We start from the raw sequence: 17,301 nt of genomic DNA on the forward strand, positions 1-17,301 counted from the left end.
TAGGAAATTCATATACTCAATATATAAACAATCTATTTAAAATATAATCAATTATGTAATATTATAATCCATGTGAATTAAAATATACATATACTCATGGAGTTTTAATTATGATTTATAAGTTAATATTAACTGACAACAACGCAGCACAAGCAATTACCTCTATCCCTGATGGTATAACCACTCTTGATTTAAGTAATAACCACCTGGGTTTACAAACATGTTGTGAGTTATTAGAAATCACCGACGCCATTCCTGCCAGTGTGACTTCTCTTGATTTGAGTTGCAATGAACTTGGATTAACAAAAACTTATTTTGTTACCCCTAAACACGTGACTTCACTTAATTTGAGTTTTAACCCATTGCATCAAATATCTCTTGATGGTTTAGTATGGCTTAAGGATTCGTTCGCACATATTCAAACTCTTTGTTTAAGCTATGATACTGTCAATGACATGTCAAAAGAACAAAGGCAAGCACTAAGAGCAGTATTCCCCAACCTACAAACAATCACCTTGGTCGATGGAAATGGCAAAGAAATTGATTCGTCACATTCAATCAAAGTTTCTAATCTCATTAGAGAACTTGGTGTTGGAAATCCAGAAGTCCCATCCTTGTTAAATCAATGTATCTTTTTTGCCAAAAACCAACAAAAGAACATGTTTAACACGAATATCCCTGAAGAATTGAAAGAACATATACACAACTGTAATCCTCTCTGATTTATTGTAGTGAAAGGATTACTATTGTGAATGAATTAAAATGTAGCCTGTTTGCTTGCAAACAGGCTTATTTTACTCAAAAAAATAAGCCACTATAGTAAATAAACCATTGTACAGTTGCTGCATACAGCACAGCTCGATCCATGACCAAATCTTGAATTTAGTTCAATAAAGCAGGATCAAAAGGATGGCCATTGACCATGAACTTGGTATTTTCCAGAGTAAAAGAGGCCTGATAGTAATCACCATCAACCTTTAAGAAACCTTTATTTATCAATTTTTGCAAAAGTTCATCCGTTTGCTTCTGGGCCTCAGCATCGATGTCAATTGGTTGGGTCGGAATGGCCTCTCTAGCTTGGGGTTGTTGGGGCATGGTCGCTGGTTGCTGGGCTATTTTTGATTTGATTGACTCAAGCAATAGATCTTTAACTTGCTTAATCGGCGCTCTAAACTTGCCCTCTCCTTTCAGATTTTTCCAGAGATCGACTGGATTACTTAATTGATTGTTTGCCAGAGCCAGATTCAGAGAAGCAGATAAATGCCCCTGCGGCAGATCCAATTCCTGGCTCAGATTCAATGTCGCACCCTTGGAGAGTAGGGTAAAGGTTTCAGAGAGAACAGCCATTTGGTTGAAGGGATAGTCGTAGTTCAATTGATTGAGTTTAGCCATGGCTTGGGGTTCCAAATTCTTAAACTCGATTTTTAATGTGCCAGGACCATAACGATTATTGTTCATTATAAATTTATCCAGGGATAGATGCAGATGAAATTCCAGTAAGTCGTTGTTGACCCCAGCCCAGGCATCCATACTCAGTTTTTGCAGATCAAACACTGTCTGTGAATTAATGGCCGTGGAAACAGAAGACAGTAGAATATGTGAGTCACCAAGCCATAAGCCTTCCATGTAGCGATTCAATGCAAAATATGTGCTGATTTTCCCAATCCTGACATCGGTGTCTTTGACTTGGGTACGCATACCATAGATGGTTAAATAACCAGAGATTTTATCGATGTTAGGGTTAACCTTTAGCTTTGTACTTAGTCCTTGCCAAACAAAAGTAAAATTGCCTTGATCACTTTTACTCGTGCCCTTCATGTTAATCGAGGGTAGGCTATAGCTGATAAGTGTATGGTTAAGATAGTTAATCAGGGCACCATAATGAGTTTCTGGTTGGGTGGTTACCCAAGCCAGCCCAAAACGTAAGCCATTATTGGTCAAGATGAATGGACCATGGCGCACGCTCAGCGGGAAATCCAGACTCAAATGAAGTTCTGGCTGTATTTTAACATGACCTTGTGCGTCTTTACTCTTCTGGGCAGGCAGATTAATAAGTAAATTCAAATCAGCGGTAGAGCAGAACCATCCACGTTTATAATTTTTTAATTGCCAGGTGATCAAGGGATTTTTGGGAATATTATCGACATTTTTTTTCAATGTGCTTCCGGCTATCATGCCAACGATAGGGTAAGAACCCAGGACGATGATGATCAACAGCAACAAACTAATAATCCATTTTCTCATATTTGTCTAATATTAATCCTTAGTAACTAATATTTAGACCAAAAAGAAAGGGTTGTAAAATATTTTTCAAGTCCCGATATCGTTCCATTTTGCTAAGTTCTTGATCTTTTTATCAATAAAGACACTTCTTAGATTAATATTGATGTCAAAAACGCAAAATTTGTGAATTTTGAAAAAAACATTTGCATTTTACTCAAGATTTAGATTAACCTGAATGGGACTCACACGGAAAAGGAGATCACCATGGCTCAAAGTAGTACAAATACTCGTCTAACAAATGGAAATAATAAATCCAAACAACCTTATTCTGATCATGGATCACAACTGTTTTTTAATCAAAAACAAATATCCCCATCATCAGAAATACAGGAAACACCAAAAACACAGGAAGTAAAACAACCCACTAAAGAAATAAGCCTGCAAACTACTACTGACATTTTATTAGCTGCCATTTTACAAGAATTAAAAACTCAGAATATGCTCGAACTTATGAAATTAAAGGATCAACAAGAACAAGAGCAAGAGGAGTTGCATGCGGCTGAAGAAATGAAAAAACGCGATGACGATCGGTTCGAAGAAATCCGACTATCGATGTACAGTTGATTTAATACTACATTCTTAATTAACCAATTAACAGTAGCCTGCTAATTGGTTTTTTACTTCTTGTTAGACGCTATTTAATTCAAAATATACAGCAAGAAAGTGGGAAAAAGGTTTTTTTGAAACCTCTGTCCGCGAAACCACATTGGTTATGGCTTAAAAAAGGCTATACTACTATTTGAGTCTATTTTATATTTAGCTAATTCGGCCTTCAACTGCTCGTTTTCCTTCCTAAGCATCTCTATCTCACTCTTGGAACTTTCGTCATCTGAAGAAATAGTTAACGGTATTGAAAATCTTGAATTATATCTGCCAATGATAAGCTTGGAAAAGGCCTTGAAATCTTCTTCGGGAAACATGGGGTTAGTTATAGTCTCAACACAATACCTGTATAAAGCATCAGGAATACTTCTTTGTGTATCTTGAATGTAACGTGTTATAAGTTTTAAGTTTAACCCTTTTACTTTGTCCATGTAATACGAAACATCATCAAAAATATTATCTAGACTTAACAAAACTTCTGCACCCAAAATAACATTTTCATCGGGTAAATGATTACTGAAATACTTCACAAATTCCACTCTCATCCAATACCGAATCGATTCAAGATGAGAACATTGATCCATGACTTTACAAAATTGAGTAGGATTTCTTCTATAAAGGATAAGCATATCAGGAGAAATATCACCGCCTATAGCCCTTATAAATTCTGTATTTGAAAATAAAGTCATCAGCATTTTTACTGACACAATATAGGAAATCGCTTTGGCTATACTTTCAGTTCTATCTGGAATGATGTTAAGTCGTCCATCCGAGCTTTTAATCTTTAAAAGTTCGTTTTGTTGCTGTATATCTGAATTTCCAGAAACTCCTGAAAATTCTCTTAACGCCTTTATGATATGGTCTAAATCAATATAGTCATCATCTAATATTTTTTTAAATAACAATTGCAGACATTCGATTCTATTTTTCATAATAGCCTCAGCACTTCAAAATATGAAAAACGACTAATGTAGTGTAGTTTGCTTTATAGTTCAACCAAGTTACATGCACTTAAGAAAATCGATGTGTTGAAACCTTGCTATATAGGTCAATCGTATTTTCATTCGCATTAATCACATAGACTTGCAGAAAACATAGGATTCACTTATTCCAAGTGGAGGGGGATGTACCCTTGAATTAAGGTATCAATTGAAACAGCCATGCTAAGGCAAAAAAAATAGATGGGACAACTATTATTATCAAAGCAAATTGAGCCCCATGAATCTTTTGGTAAAACAAAATCTATCCACCAGTATTCTTTATTATAAATACACTTTGTCTATCAGTTACTCTTTTTTAACTGATAGACAAAGTGTATAGGACTACCAATAAATTGAATGATAAATAGATACTAGGCAAACATTAATTCGATAATTTTTTAGTTGGTTCCTCTTTAGAAAGTTCTTCTACATCGAGTTTGCTAACTAATATCCCATTAGAGTAAAGAATTCTTTGTACATTTCTACATGAATGTGAATCACTTGTAAAAATATGATCTCGCTCGAGTAATGGAATTTGGGCCATAGCTTCTTTCAGGGTGTTAGCTTTCTCTTTACTGGTTCGAGACCCCCAAAAGCCTGATCCGTTACGATCAAGAACAGCAATCTCTTTTTTAATATCTTGCATTTCCGGTGAAGATATTACTTTATGAACTTTTACCAGATCATGGTATCTAAGCAACAAGAAAAGATAATCATTTTTATTCTCTTTGACCAATTTTTTCATGATACTGCAATAATCATTTGTTCCTTTATCCATTGGCCCAAAGCCATTTGCTTCAATTTCCTGAATTAATCCCTTAACTTTAGAGTATAATGCATCAATTCTAGGTTGATGTAATAAAGCAGTCGAGTCTTTAAAATAAACCTTAGCAACTGTCTCTCTATTAAACTCAACCAGCAGAAGGTAATTATTGGCATCTTCCATACCACGCCGCTCAACAAGCGACATTGCATTTTTCAAATGTTTTTGACAAACGACCGGCGATATAACAGAGCTCATTCGCTCATATACTTTAATAAGATCATCTAAAGTAAATGTGTTTTTCTCCTGAGAGGCTAAAAGTGCCATTGCTTGTGCAGTGAGTTCAACACCCCAAAGATCATGAGCTTTTAGAATACTGCTTAATGCAACTGGTTTATCTGAAGCTGCCAGGATATGAGCATAACTTTCTCTATACTCCGGATGTGCATTTAGTAGTTTTATAAATTCATCTAATTTATTTTTATTTTTTTCATTATTTGAAGAAGCATTTAATAATAACTCTTCTGTTGTCCTTTGAAGTAATTGTATTTCATCCAGCTTTAGTGAACTTCGATCTCGTAGATTGATTTCTACTATAGCGGAAATACGTTCTTTATGAGTTTTTAATATATGTTCTAATCCCAATGAATCAATAGGTTTTTTTAGATCGTCAAGTTCCGATTTTAAATCGGATTTTACAACAACAGTTTCTTTTTCAACTGATTCAGGTATCAATTGAATTGGCTCTTTCACCTCTACTTCTTCTCGAACTTCTTCAATCGATGGTTTAGGAGGAGCAAGAAAATCTCTTACCGCTTTCTGATTATTTTTTTCAGCAACCAGGACAGCTTTTTCTAATAAAATTGGGGAGATAACAAATGATCGGTTGTTTCCCATTTCTTCTATCAAAGGAAGATTTCCTAATGCCACTTGACGTAAAAAGAACTGTTCCTTTTTTTCTGTATTTTTTTGTGAAAAGATCTGCTCCATCAATTTGCGTTCACGGGCTAAACCACCAATAACGTCCATACGCTCAATAATTAAATCGATAGCATGATCAATCTTTTCTCCATCAAGTGTTTCAGAATCAATTTGTCCCTTCTCGAGCTGTTCGACATCGGTTAAAGGCAACGCTAATTTAAAAAGATTAACTAATAAGTCTTTCTGATAAACCTGGTTTTTTTCCTCATAAACATCTTCACCCCCAGAGGTTTTCTTCCGTATTCGCTTCCCATTTTTGTCCCGCAGAGCATTTCCCTTGGAGTCAAGTTCATAAGCAATATTTTTAGTTTTATCGTAGGGAAACTCTCCTTTGCGTAAAAGAGCATAGGCGGCTTTAAGATCTTCCTTAATCATCGCCTCCGTATAATGATATGGTGGCTTATCTTGACTTAGAATCAAAAGAGGCACGTCGTATTGATATTTCTTTTTAATTTCCAGAGCATGAAATGCCAGGTTAAGACGATCAAAGAGTTGATCACGAGTTGCGTAGAGAGCTTGTGTAGCCCCTTTGGTATTTCCTGCCAAAATTTCATTATGCCCCCCAGCCTCAATGCTCTTTTTCTGTTGTTCAACTAATTGACTAAGATTAATCGCATATTTCGAACTTTTTCTTGCAGCCTCAAGATTAATACGTTCCTCTATTGCCGAATAGAGCTCTTTAATTTCTTTTTGTACTTCTTTTTTCCCATTAAAACGCTCAAGATATATTTTTCGCTCTTGACGAAGTAACATTTTAAAATCCTGTAATGCTTCATCTCTTGGACGGTAACCCTTAGTATTAAGAACATCAAAAATCTTTTTCTTCCGCTCTTGTAAATGGTCTATGAGCTCTTCTTTCGTGCTGCCTTCTTTAAGAAGTTTGCTTTTGTCCAAAGCAATAACGTTGGTTTTGGAATAACGCTTAGGCTCTCCGGATTTCTCCATCTGGGCATTCAAATAGCGATAAAACTGTCTGTCAGTTATCGAAGGATCTTTTACCCAAAATTTGGTCACCGTATCCATATTCTCAGACCAGATATAGCGTTCATCTCTCAAATCAACCTGACGAACGTCTGACAGAACACCAATAGGAAAATAATTGCATTTTTTCTCTGGGTAACCAGCAAATGGTATCACCTTACCATGATGAGGTAGTAAAGTATGAGCCAGTTTTTTAGTAAAAATAGTATTTTGAGGAGCCCCTGGTTTTCCCACAACCCAACCATCGGACACCTTGTCTTCAAACTTAACCGGCTCGGTTACAGGCTCTTGAAAACGAACATCAGGAAGTGTTGTTGTCACTACTTTTCGATCATAAACTTTGTTTGTTCTTGGATCAGTGTATTTTCCATGAATTATTGGAAAATGTATGTTCTCTCGAATAGGAGGAGTATAACGCTCATGAACCGGATCTTCAAAAGCTCTTAAAAGATAATCATAATCAGGAAAAGTCTCGCCGCTTAATGCCGTAGTAGAAACAAGACGTACTAAAGCCTGGCTATTTTGTATCATATCCAAAGCAGTAATATTACCTTCGGGATCAACCAAAGACTCTTCTCTATTAATCACTTTAGGTACAGTAACTTGCTTAAACTCAATCAACTTATCATCACGTAATTGCTTGTAATGTTCCCTGTTTGCTTCAATAGAAAAATGGTTAGGCGAGTGTTCAGTAATATCCAGCTTGGCACCAAAAAGAGTATCATACGTTTCTTTAAAAGCTTGGGCTTGTTCCTGACTCTCGAAAGAAACAGTAACTTTATTACCCAGCCTATCATGTTTTACAGCAGAAATTACAGGTAAATCAAACTTGGTTACTCCTTTAACTGGAGTAATGGATTGCAATCCATTCACTAAGCTGACAGCATTTTTATGATGATCAATTTTATGAGGATTACCTTCTTGAGTGTTTTGAAAATCAAACATTCGTTTGTCAGTTGTTAATTTAGGGGCTGCTGTTATATGTTTTACTATTTCCTGAAGAATTAAATGCTTACGGTAGGCTTCAAGAGTCGAGTTGCTTTTATTACTAAGTGCCAGACTGCCTTCTAAATTTTTATAATAATTATCCGCTTCACGCGCTTTTTTTATTTCTTCAATCAATTCTTCTCGTGTTTCTTTCTTGATAGGAGTTTGGAATCGTTTGTTAATATCCTGAATAGCTAACAGAATACTGTCTTTTTGACTGTCGAAGGTTTCCTGAGAAATCAAGCCAAACATGGATTTCTGTCCAGTTAACTCAAGGGTATCAAAGCTACAACGTAAGAATTTAAACACGGATTCCAATTTTTCTAAATTGGCGCTTTTTAACGAATCGGAAAGACCCGATAAATTGACATAGCCCTCTATGATACCAATTGCCTTTGCACCTCCTTTTTTTGAGGGATATAGCGGATAGCAACGTGTTAAATCGATACCATGGGCATCATTCATCATACCTAACTTGGCATCAGCAAGTTCACGAACGGCACCTCCAGGAAAAAATTTATCGAGGCTATATTTAGGTGATTTATTCTTGCGAGATTGTGGCTTGGTTATCAAGTTTAACGCTTCTTCACGCGAAACATCATTCCCCAATTGCCTTTCTTTTTCAATAACGTAATCAATAAATACTTGTGGTGGACCGTCTGATCTTCTATCTATTCGATCTTGAATATTGGAGTAACCCATGAGTTCTACAACAATAGCATCCCGATACATGGCATCCAGATCGTCTTTATACAAATCTGTTAAATGGGCACGGCAGTACTTAAGAAACTCTCTTCCTGAAGTTATTCTAAAACTCTCATACGTTTCACATCCCTTAACATTATCGCCTGTATCATTAAAACCGGTTTCATCGCGACGACCAACGACACTGAATAGCATCATCATCTGCAATTTTTCAAGTTCTGCATCTTTGTTAATTGCTTTTGAATGTTTATTAAACTCCTGTTTAAAAGCATGGATTCCTGTCACAAGATAAGAAACTCTAACTGAGTGTGTTAAACCATGATTTGGGCGATGAACAATTTGAGTTATCTTTGAATTATATTTTTTTTCCAAACGCTCTTCATTTAAAGAGGATGTGCCACGCTCAACGATATCCTCATATAATTTTTTTGCTTTTACTTTATTGGCATCAAACTCTTCTAATTTTTTTTCTTCTGCTTCCAGCTGACCCTTTTTCTCTTTATCCTCAGGGACAATGCTTTTCAGTTCCTCTTTAAGTTCATCAATTTTTTTTACCAGAGCAGCTCTTTCCTTTTCATATTCTGATTGTTGAGAATGAAATTGAAACACGATAGCCAAATCTTTTTTATCAACTACTTTTCCATCTAAGATAATATCAACAAATGCGGTTGCTTCTTTTCCTGATAGATGTACTATCTTCCCATTTGCAAGATGCACCATTGACAATTGGTTAAACCATCTATCAACCATAGGAGATATGGAATAAGACTTTGAAAAATGATTTTCACTGACATACTCAATGGCCTTAAGAAACCGATTTTGATTGATTAATGTTCTCATTAGATATTCTCACTAAATCAAATTGTACTTTAAATACTGTTATTGAATATTTTATGATCATAAAACAACTTAGTCCAGTCTCTTTTTTGATTTCTATGTTTTTTATTTATAAAATTTGATTTCTTTTTAATAATTGAGTTATTATTTATATATTGCTTGGATATGTGTCTTTAGTGTGTAATTTTTTGACAAAAAAAATGTTCAAGCCTATGATTCAGATTGAAGAAGAATCAAATCGGAGAGAGTAATGTCTAAAATTGAAAGAAACAAAAAAATTGATAAATTCATTATGACTGCGTTTCAACCCATTCGAGATGCAATGAAGATATTAACATCCAAATCAGCAAACCCTACTAGTGAAGAGGATAAAAACATATTAGATTCCCAACTTCAGGCTCTTTCCGCATATGAAGAAAAAGTGGTTTCTGAATTCAGAACTCTTCAAATTGAAAACTCGCCTCCACCCACCTCGGTACTACGTATTTATCAATCCGCTTTTGAAGAAACCAAGAAAGCAATTGAAAATTTAAACGGCGATGTCACAACCAGCAGACTTATATTAAATAATTTCGAGCAAGTAACTAATTTTTGTACTAACGTACTGACTAAAGAGAATGGAGTTAAATTTTTTGATACGAAAGGATTTGATATTGAAGAAGTCGTAAAGGCAAATGGTGAAATAAAAGAATCTTGGGATAGTTTTATCAAGGAAAACAGCGGTAGTTTATCCATTACGTACTAATTTAGATTAGGTAAAGCACGCTATCCAAGATAAATTAACACTCGTATTATAAACTTCCTATGTACCAGGACGTGTTTACAATTCATCTCAGCGGCGCGCAGGCAGAGGGATGAATTGTAAACACACCCTGGTTTCTGAATAAATTCACCGCGTTTCGCTAAAAAAGAAAGCATTCCCCGATAGTCTATAATTTGAATAAGATTCTAAATTAGATGGTCACATATTGTTGAGAATGGATTAATAAAGCACAAAAGGGATTAATAAAAGTAAAATGATGATTTATGCCGAAAAACAAAGGAGATGTTTTTCAGCTCAATTAAGGAGTCTTCAATGAAAATCAACATAAGTCCATTAGGTATTCATTCTTCTTCACCTGCCAAAATATTAACTCAATCCAATAGGTTCGAACTCTTGGCACAAAGACCAGATTTGTATCTTGGTGAGGATTTTTATTTTGGATTTGATAGCAGTAATCATAATTTTATAGATATCATTGAAGAACAAGAGCCTTTAGCTATCAAATATGGACAAACTCTTTCTCTTTATCATTACACTGCAAATAAAACAGTTTATGATCTATATTTCATCGAAGAAAAATCCAGACAATTAATCCCTATGATAAATCTGGAAGCACACGCCATAGACAATGGCCTGATCAAATACTTAATCCCATTTGAATTTGTGGACTTATATGAACGCGTCTATAACAAAAATGATATAGTATCTGGAGATGAGGAGTATTCTGAGTCAGAGCAAATTATCTCACTCTTCCTTAAAAAATTATTGCTTGGAGAATGGCCTACCGAAAAAGAATCCGTTCATTTTCAAAAAGCTATTCATGACTTAGAAAGTAAGACTACCTGTAGATGTCGGCTTGAAGATTTACAATTTATAAAAACATCTCGACAGAAGCCAAAAGAACCGAATGAAAATGATTTCGTAGCAGTGAATCCTTTTTATGATAATGCCCGTATAGAGCTTGCTTCTCTGATAAGGAACAATCCTGAATGTGTCACTGTAAGAGAAATTAAAGATAATAATTATCCACGCATAGAAATTGTAGCGCCAGTAATTGATGTGTCTGATCAATATGAGATTGTTTTTCAAAAGGAAAATCCAGCTTTATTTAAAGAATTACACCATGCATTAGAACATGGTGATACAGTCAACTTGAGTCATCTTTTAAAACAACATTATCCCGAAAAGGTACAACATTATTTTTCTGATATAGGGTTAACTTCTTCAGAATAAAAGCTGAAGAAGCGAGATGTAAACTTTACTTAAGCAATGCTACAATGAGTTAATGGATTTATAGGGGATGTATATGTCCAATTCGACTGGCGAAATATCTAAAGCGATTTCATTTTTTAAAGACCCAAAAAGCATAGGAGACTATACTGAAAAATGTTTAGAAAATCCTGCATTAACCTCGCGAGAAAAAATTCTAATTGTACATTTCAACCAAAATAAACGTTTAAATATCATTACTAGAATTCAACAACATACATTTGAACATCTATTTAAAAAAAACCCGGATGAATTTTTCACTAAAAAATACCATTATGATTGGTGGATTTTTCCGATGTATGTTCCAAAAAACTGGAGGTGGGAACAAAGAAACTATGATGCTTCCATCAATTTAACTGAAGCTCAAATTTTACTTCATGACAAACAATTCACTGATACCTACATTAATTCAATTGATATGTATATCACGGCACTTAAAAAACATGGATGGAATAATTACCCAGTCCGTTATGCAAGAATGCTTCACTCATTAGCTCTTTTTCTTCAAGCGGCTAAAAAGGCAGAAGATATACCCGAAGTTTATACTCGTCTTTATGAACAAGCTCAAAATGCGGTTGCTTATGCAAAAGAATATATTTTGGCACACAATGAAGATTATGATTTATTGACGATAGGGTATCAAGCAACTTTAACACAAATAAAAAAATATGAGCAATTAGAAAACACTAGTGTTACTGTAGCAGCCCCACCAAAAAATAACTAAATAATTCTTTACAGAGCTCCTGAAAAGGCCATCAATATTAGCCTTGTCTCAGAAAGGATTTTTGATACCAGAATTTATGAGTTGAGCTAACCAATGAACTCCCTCATCATATTGACTCTTACTGTGCATCACAAGATAAATAGGAGTTGGTTCCAAGTTGAAAGGTAAAGGTTGTATTCCCAAATTAAACTGCTTGGAAAACATATTGATTAAAAAATTTGGGGCAGTGGAAATAACAGCATCTGAATTTGCCACTGCAAAAATGGCGGGCAAGATATTTTTTACAAAGACCATATCATTACGTTGCAATTTTCTTTTATATAAGTACTCACCCGAGTGACTGTATCTTTCCTGATTAAAACTGAATGCAATATGTTTACTGCTTAGATAATCTTTTAAAGACAACGGTTTGTTTATAAGTGGATTGGCCTTACTGGCAAAACAAATAATTTCTTCTTCATATAATTTCTCAACCTTAAGCTGCGATGATAAAGAATTCTCATTAATAGCCCCGATTGCTATATCTACATTATCATCAATAAACAGATGAGGATCATCAGCCATGGCCTCAATCGTTGTTTCAATAGTAATATAAGGTAGTTTTTCAAGTGCTGACATTAGGGAGGGCAGTAAAATTAATTCGACATAATCGGGTAAAGCAATTTTAAATGATCTTCTTGTTTGAAAGGGATCAAATCGTTCACTAGGTTGCAGAATATTCCTCATAAAAAACATCACTTGCTCTAATTGAGGCTGTAACTCTTTTGCTTTTGGAGAAAGAAAATACTCTCCTTTACCAGGAATTAATAGCGGATCTTTAAATAACTCTCTAAGTTGCTTTAAAGAAGAACTCATTGCAGGTTGACTTATGAACACTTTAGCAGCAGCAGCACTCACACTTTTTTCGCTCAGCAAAGCCTCCAAATGCAATATTAAATTTAAGTTAATTCGTTTAAAAGGAATCACAATTGTACCCTCTCAGAATTGGTTTTCTTCTTATATTATGGCACTGTTAACAAAGTTAGTTTTATGAAATAAAGAGGTACCAAGCTATTCTAGAACCTCGCATACCATTTATATATACGCGATTTAAACGTTGAAGTGACGATGGTTTATTTGAGTAATCGGTGTTTATTATACAACCTTATTTTGATCCCCCGCTCCTCCGAATATCACTAGCAACTAACCATGCAGCGTGTTATTCTTAACTATAGTAAAAGAGCAATAAGTCTCACTGCTATTAACTTAAGAATCAACTTCTTTTTGCCTGATGCAAACATCTTGCGAACAAGTGATAAAATGTTTAAATAGTTCACTTGATGACAGAAAGACAAGTGCCGAGAAAAATAGAATACAGAACCAGGATATCCCCTACATATAAGGATTGGAGCATCTTACTAACGAAGCTATTATTCTTTTATAGTAGCATTTTGAAAGAGGTCTAATGGATTAGCCATGTATGTTTTTCGCCATTTTTCGATGCATATTATTACTTTTATCCATTCACTTGCACTCGCTTTTCGATTTTTAGGTCATTTGGTTCATAGTACTATCAAGGTTATTTTTGGTAAGCTGTCCATCGTCTGGTCTAACACAGTAGAAATTATTTACTATTCTGGAGCACGCCTTGTTATTCTATTGAGTTTTATTGGTATATTATTAGGCATTACCGTTTCACAAACGGTTTATGTTCTCTTAAATCCCTTTCACCTACATCAACGAGTCCTTCCCATTGTTCAAAATATTTTAACCCATGAAATATTACCTATCCTTATTGGCTTCATTTTATGCATCCAAGCCGCCTTGCATTTGATTAACACCCGTTTGGAACATTACCAAGAGAACCCAGAGGCAATTATCCTTGCTCAAGTATTACCAATCATTATAGGTATGAATATCACTTCCTTACTGCTATATGTTTATCTTGTATCATCTATTTTTTTTAGTTTTTATCTTACTTTTCATTTTATGTTAGGGTTTACAAACAATGAATTTTTATCCTATGTCGTCAACTCGACAACCTTATTTGATCTGATATACTCAGTCTTTAAGACATTCATTTTATGTATAATAGTTGGGTTGACTTCTGGTTATTATTATTATGAAGCATCTATTAGACATATTTATTTGAGAAAAGCAGTCTCTCGAATTTTAACTCGTGGCTCATTCTGGCTGATCATAGCTAGTATGTATATTACTCTTACGTTTTAGGGACGACGTGCATAACGAACGATTCTATACATTAGTGGGTATTTTTGTTGTAGGTGCTCTATGTTTAATGATTCTGGGTGGTACTTTTTTTTATATAGAATATAAACGCGCACAAAAACAAACGTTTGTCATGTTTTTCAAAGGCTCTTTAAAAGGGCTAGTAACCACTGCTCCAGTAACCTATCGAGGCGTGAAGATTGGTGAAGTCAAGATCATAGAAGTCACTGAAAATAAAGAGCGCAATAAAGTACTTATTCCTGTGTACGTGCAGTTTTTTGTCGAGAGAACCTATGGTTTTAGCCAAGACCCTATTCACCTGCTTATTAATAATGGGTATGTGGGAAATATCACCAAACCTAACTTGTTAACGGGCGTTGCTGAAATTGAGTTGATTAAGCCAACTCCCACTAAAAAATTCATACAAACATACTACCATTCTTATCCTATTTTCCCCACTCACAATGCGGTTGAAAAATTTACATCTATGGAAGAAGCGTTTGAGGCAGCGAAAAAGACTTTTGAAGACATCAGTGAATTGGTTCGTTCCAAAGAAATTCACGATACTTTAGAGGCTGTACAAAAAGTTTCTGAAAGTTTAGCGCAACTATCCTCTAGCTTAAACCAAGATGTACCCAGTGTTGTCGCGTATTTAAATCAAAGCTTAAAACAAATTACCAGTGCAGCTTACTCCACTCAAAATTTGACAGATTACTTGTCTCGATATCCTGAGTCTTTACTCCGAGGCAAGCGATGAAAAACAATAGACACTTTTTAAAATTCTATTGCATCAGAGATCTGGGTTGGCTAGGTAGTGTTCGAACCGCCTTTATACATTCCTCCTTTGCGAGCATCACATCCTCGTCTTTTTCTGGCTATGTTGAACTTCGAAAGAAACCTGTGAAGTTCCTCTTAATATTGCTCATTGTCTTAACCCTCTGCGATTGCGGTCGAAGCAAAGAAACTCAATTTTATTTATTAACGCCTATTCCCCTTCAAAAAAACAGTCGTAATTCCTTTAATCATTTACAGATTGGTGTTGATGGAGTAAGTACTCCTGATTATATGAAAAAACCTCAATTAATGATTCATCAGACGCCTCATCACGTAACTCTTGAAGAATTTAACCAATGGGCTGGGGCCTTGGATAAGAATATTACTCTTGTATTAGCTACTAATCTTTCAACTCTAATGCCAGGAGTAGTCGTTCAGATCTCACCTTGGGACAATAAGTTCCACCCAGATTACCATCTTCAAGTAATGATTTCACAATTTGAAATTGATATTCATGGTAACAGTATTTTAAGGGCCGAATACCTTATTTATCGAAAAGAAGAATTAATCCACAAGGGAAATGCTTATTACCATACTAAAGTCCCCTTAATCAGTATTGAAACGCTTGTGCAGAGTATGAATACGAACCTTACTCATTTAACCGAAGAAATTGCTCGGTTTTTTATAAAAAACACGACTAAGTAATATACTCATAGTGTCTTCAAATTTGAGATCAGCTCAGTTGTCATCTATCTGAATCCACGGTGTGTGCTTGATTTATTGATCATAAATTTCTCTGCAATTCGAATTTAAACCGATAGGCATTATTGCGTTAGTCCAAGATGTTTATTTCTGGAAGTAATATGCAATGTTGAATCATCATCACCTTTTTTAACAAATTGTAGTTCGTAGTCTGAAACGAATTTGGCTATAGCCACTTTAAATAAAGACTCTGTCACTGCAAATGCCGGACAATTGCGCAGGCCTACTGAAAAGGGAACGAATGGAAATTGACCTATGGTATGGCTAGTATTTTTAGTCTCTTTCTCTTCACCCTCGCGTTGTGATTCAGTTTGCAGAAAACGTGTAGGGTCAAACTCTTCAGGATTCGTCCAGTATTGCTCACCTTTCGCCAAAGCATGCAAATCAAATATAATCATGGTATTGGGTGGTATGGTCATTGAATCAGATGAATACCCACTTTGAGTGTACCGGGGCACTGCTACTGGTGAATCAAACCGAACTGACTCCCTATAAAAAGCATCCAGTATAGGTAAAGATTTAAGAGCCCTGGTATCTAAGTCTTCTCCTATTACCAAATCTGATCTATCCATTTCATCTCGAAGTATTTCGAGTTTTCTGGGATCTGAGGCAATTTGTTCCAAACATAGCACAATCGCATCAGTTAAGTTGTCAGCCGCTTTTAGTATCATTGGAAGGGATTGAACTATAGGATTTTCAAAATATCGTCTAATGTCTTCAATAGATAAAGATTTTAAGGCAGATAACTGTTCTTCATTGGAAAGGTTTGGGTTTTCGTCTTTAAATAAACTGACTACTGAAGCAGCAATTAAATTAGCGTTTCCTGGATGATCGTCAGTACGAAGTACTTCAACAAGTTTTTCAAATTCTTGCTCTAAAATACCTCTCGAAAAAGTCCTGTAAACATCTCGTTTTTGTCTTAAACTCGGCATAAAATTAAGCAGTTCAGGAAAAGGAAATGCGCCCCAACGCTTTACATCATTTCTATAAGACGCCATCACATCATAAGTATCATCTGGTAATTGCTTAATTCCTAGTAAATTTTCTACCATAACAGCCCGCACGATACCACAGATTGTGTGCCGAAGTTGGATATCTGTATCACAATCTACACTTTTTTCTATTTCTGTGATGGTAGGGTTAACCAGTCTGGATGGTGTAAGAAAACGAGACAGATTTTTTCGAGATGACATGGCAGCATGTCCGGTATCTGAAATAATAAAAAAGTCGTTCCCAGAAAAAAATTTAAAGGAAGCATGTCCTTTTCGGCCGGATTTTTCCTGGTCAAATCGATTGAGTAATTCAACAAGTTGAGTTTGAGACTTTGGAGTAATTACTGCGTAGTTTCCCCCCAAATATCCCAAACTGATAACGCTATACCCTACTTCACTATTCCGTGCTTTCGAAGTTAATGCTTGGATCATCAATTTTGGATCATGAATAAATTCTCTAGTGTAACCTAATCCAAATCGCTCTATTTGATGCAAAAAACCCACTACAGCTTCATAAGCTTGATTAGAGTAATACTGAAAACCAAGCATTATTGAGTTTTCAAATAATTGACCAAACATAAACAACCTCATTCACAGTACAAATCAAATTGAGGCATTATATATCTTCATGAATAATTTGAAAACATGAAAAAATTTTGCGATCAAGCGATATTTTAAATAGGGTATAA

Annotated in this window: 13 protein-coding genes; 8 read left to right on the forward strand and 5 right to left on the reverse strand. The window is 35.2% G+C overall.

Annotated elements, in window-relative coordinates; all coding sequences use genetic code 11:
* The first annotated feature begins 110 nt into the window (after window positions 1–110).
* Entirely contained in the window at window positions 111–722 is a 612-nt protein-coding gene (locus ACZ5EK_RS12540) for a Dot/Icm T4SS effector Lem15 (protein WP_464429972.1), read from the forward strand.
* 160 nt (window positions 723–882) lie between these two features.
* Here ACZ5EK_RS12540 and ACZ5EK_RS12545 read toward each other — a convergent pair whose 3' ends face one another.
* Entirely contained in the window at window positions 883–2,244 is a 1,362-nt protein-coding gene (locus ACZ5EK_RS12545; protein ID WP_464429973.1) for a YdgA family protein, read from the reverse strand.
* A gap of 243 nt (window positions 2,245–2,487) precedes the next feature.
* On the opposite strand from ACZ5EK_RS12545, the gene ACZ5EK_RS12550 reads away from it, so the two are divergent.
* A complete protein-coding gene (locus ACZ5EK_RS12550) occupies window positions 2,488–2,847 on the forward strand; it encodes a hypothetical protein (RefSeq protein ID WP_464429974.1) in 360 nt (119 codons plus the stop codon).
* Between the two features lie 146 nt (window positions 2,848–2,993).
* Here the strand turns inward: ACZ5EK_RS12550 and ACZ5EK_RS12555 are convergent, their stop codons facing one another.
* The gene (locus ACZ5EK_RS12555; RefSeq protein WP_464429975.1) at window positions 2,994–3,818 is read right to left on the reverse strand and encodes a hypothetical protein; all 825 of its coding nucleotides are present in this window, start codon (window positions 3,816–3,818) and stop codon (window positions 2,994–2,996) included.
* Between the two features lie 430 nt (window positions 3,819–4,248).
* A complete protein-coding gene (locus ACZ5EK_RS12560) occupies window positions 4,249–9,123 on the reverse strand; it encodes a SidE phosphodiesterase domain-containing protein (RefSeq protein ID WP_464429977.1) in 4,875 nt (1,624 codons plus the stop codon).
* 247 nt (window positions 9,124–9,370) lie between these two features.
* Between ACZ5EK_RS12560 and ACZ5EK_RS12565 the strand changes: the two genes are divergently transcribed.
* From ACZ5EK_RS12565 to ACZ5EK_RS12575, 3 genes are all read left to right on the forward strand, one after another.
* Complete coding sequence (locus ACZ5EK_RS12565) at window positions 9,371–9,865, forward strand: hypothetical protein (RefSeq protein WP_464429978.1); 495 nt, start codon at window positions 9,371–9,373, stop codon at window positions 9,863–9,865.
* 330 nt (window positions 9,866–10,195) lie between these two features.
* Window positions 10,196–11,116, forward strand: coding sequence for a hypothetical protein (locus tag ACZ5EK_RS12570; protein WP_464429979.1), 921 nt, complete (start codon window positions 10,196–10,198; stop codon window positions 11,114–11,116).
* A 73-nt stretch (window positions 11,117–11,189) separates the two neighbouring features.
* Window positions 11,190–11,876 carry a hypothetical protein gene (locus ACZ5EK_RS12575; protein WP_464429980.1) on the forward strand — a complete coding sequence of 229 codons (687 nt, stop codon included), beginning with the start codon at window positions 11,190–11,192 and terminating at the stop codon, window positions 11,874–11,876.
* Between the two features lie 48 nt (window positions 11,877–11,924).
* Here the strand turns inward: ACZ5EK_RS12575 and lelA are convergent, their stop codons facing one another.
* Window positions 11,925–12,845 carry a LysR family transcriptional regulator LelA gene (gene lelA / locus ACZ5EK_RS12580; protein ID WP_464432500.1) on the reverse strand — a complete coding sequence of 307 codons (921 nt, stop codon included), beginning with the start codon at window positions 12,843–12,845 and terminating at the stop codon, window positions 11,925–11,927.
* Between the two features lie 486 nt (window positions 12,846–13,331).
* On the opposite strand from lelA, the gene ACZ5EK_RS12585 reads away from it, so the two are divergent.
* The 3 genes from ACZ5EK_RS12585 to ACZ5EK_RS12595 all read left to right on the forward strand — a co-directional run bounded on the left by ACZ5EK_RS12585 (window position 13,332) and on the right by ACZ5EK_RS12595 (window position 15,563).
* Window positions 13,332–14,087, forward strand: a complete 756-nt coding sequence (locus ACZ5EK_RS12585) for an ABC transporter permease (protein ID WP_464429982.1) — start codon at window positions 13,332–13,334, stop codon at window positions 14,085–14,087.
* 67 nt (window positions 14,088–14,154) lie between these two features.
* The gene (locus ACZ5EK_RS12590) at window positions 14,155–14,841 is read left to right on the forward strand and encodes an MlaD family protein (RefSeq protein ID WP_464432501.1); all 687 of its coding nucleotides are present in this window, start codon (window positions 14,155–14,157) and stop codon (window positions 14,839–14,841) included.
* On the forward strand, window positions 14,838–15,563 hold the full coding sequence (locus tag ACZ5EK_RS12595) for a PqiC family protein (RefSeq protein WP_464429983.1): 726 nt from the start codon (window positions 14,838–14,840) through the stop codon (window positions 15,561–15,563). Before ACZ5EK_RS12590 ends, ACZ5EK_RS12595 begins: the two co-directional genes overlap by 4 nt.
* A 119-nt stretch (window positions 15,564–15,682) precedes the next feature.
* Here ACZ5EK_RS12595 and ACZ5EK_RS12600 read toward each other — a convergent pair whose 3' ends face one another.
* Window positions 15,683–17,191 carry a cytochrome P450 gene (locus tag ACZ5EK_RS12600; RefSeq protein WP_464429984.1) on the reverse strand — a complete coding sequence of 503 codons (1,509 nt, stop codon included), beginning with the start codon at window positions 17,189–17,191 and terminating at the stop codon, window positions 15,683–15,685.
* Between the last annotated feature and the right edge of the window lie 110 nt (window positions 17,192–17,301).

The sequence above is a fragment of the Legionella sp. JM-2024 genome, assembly GCF_055389095.1.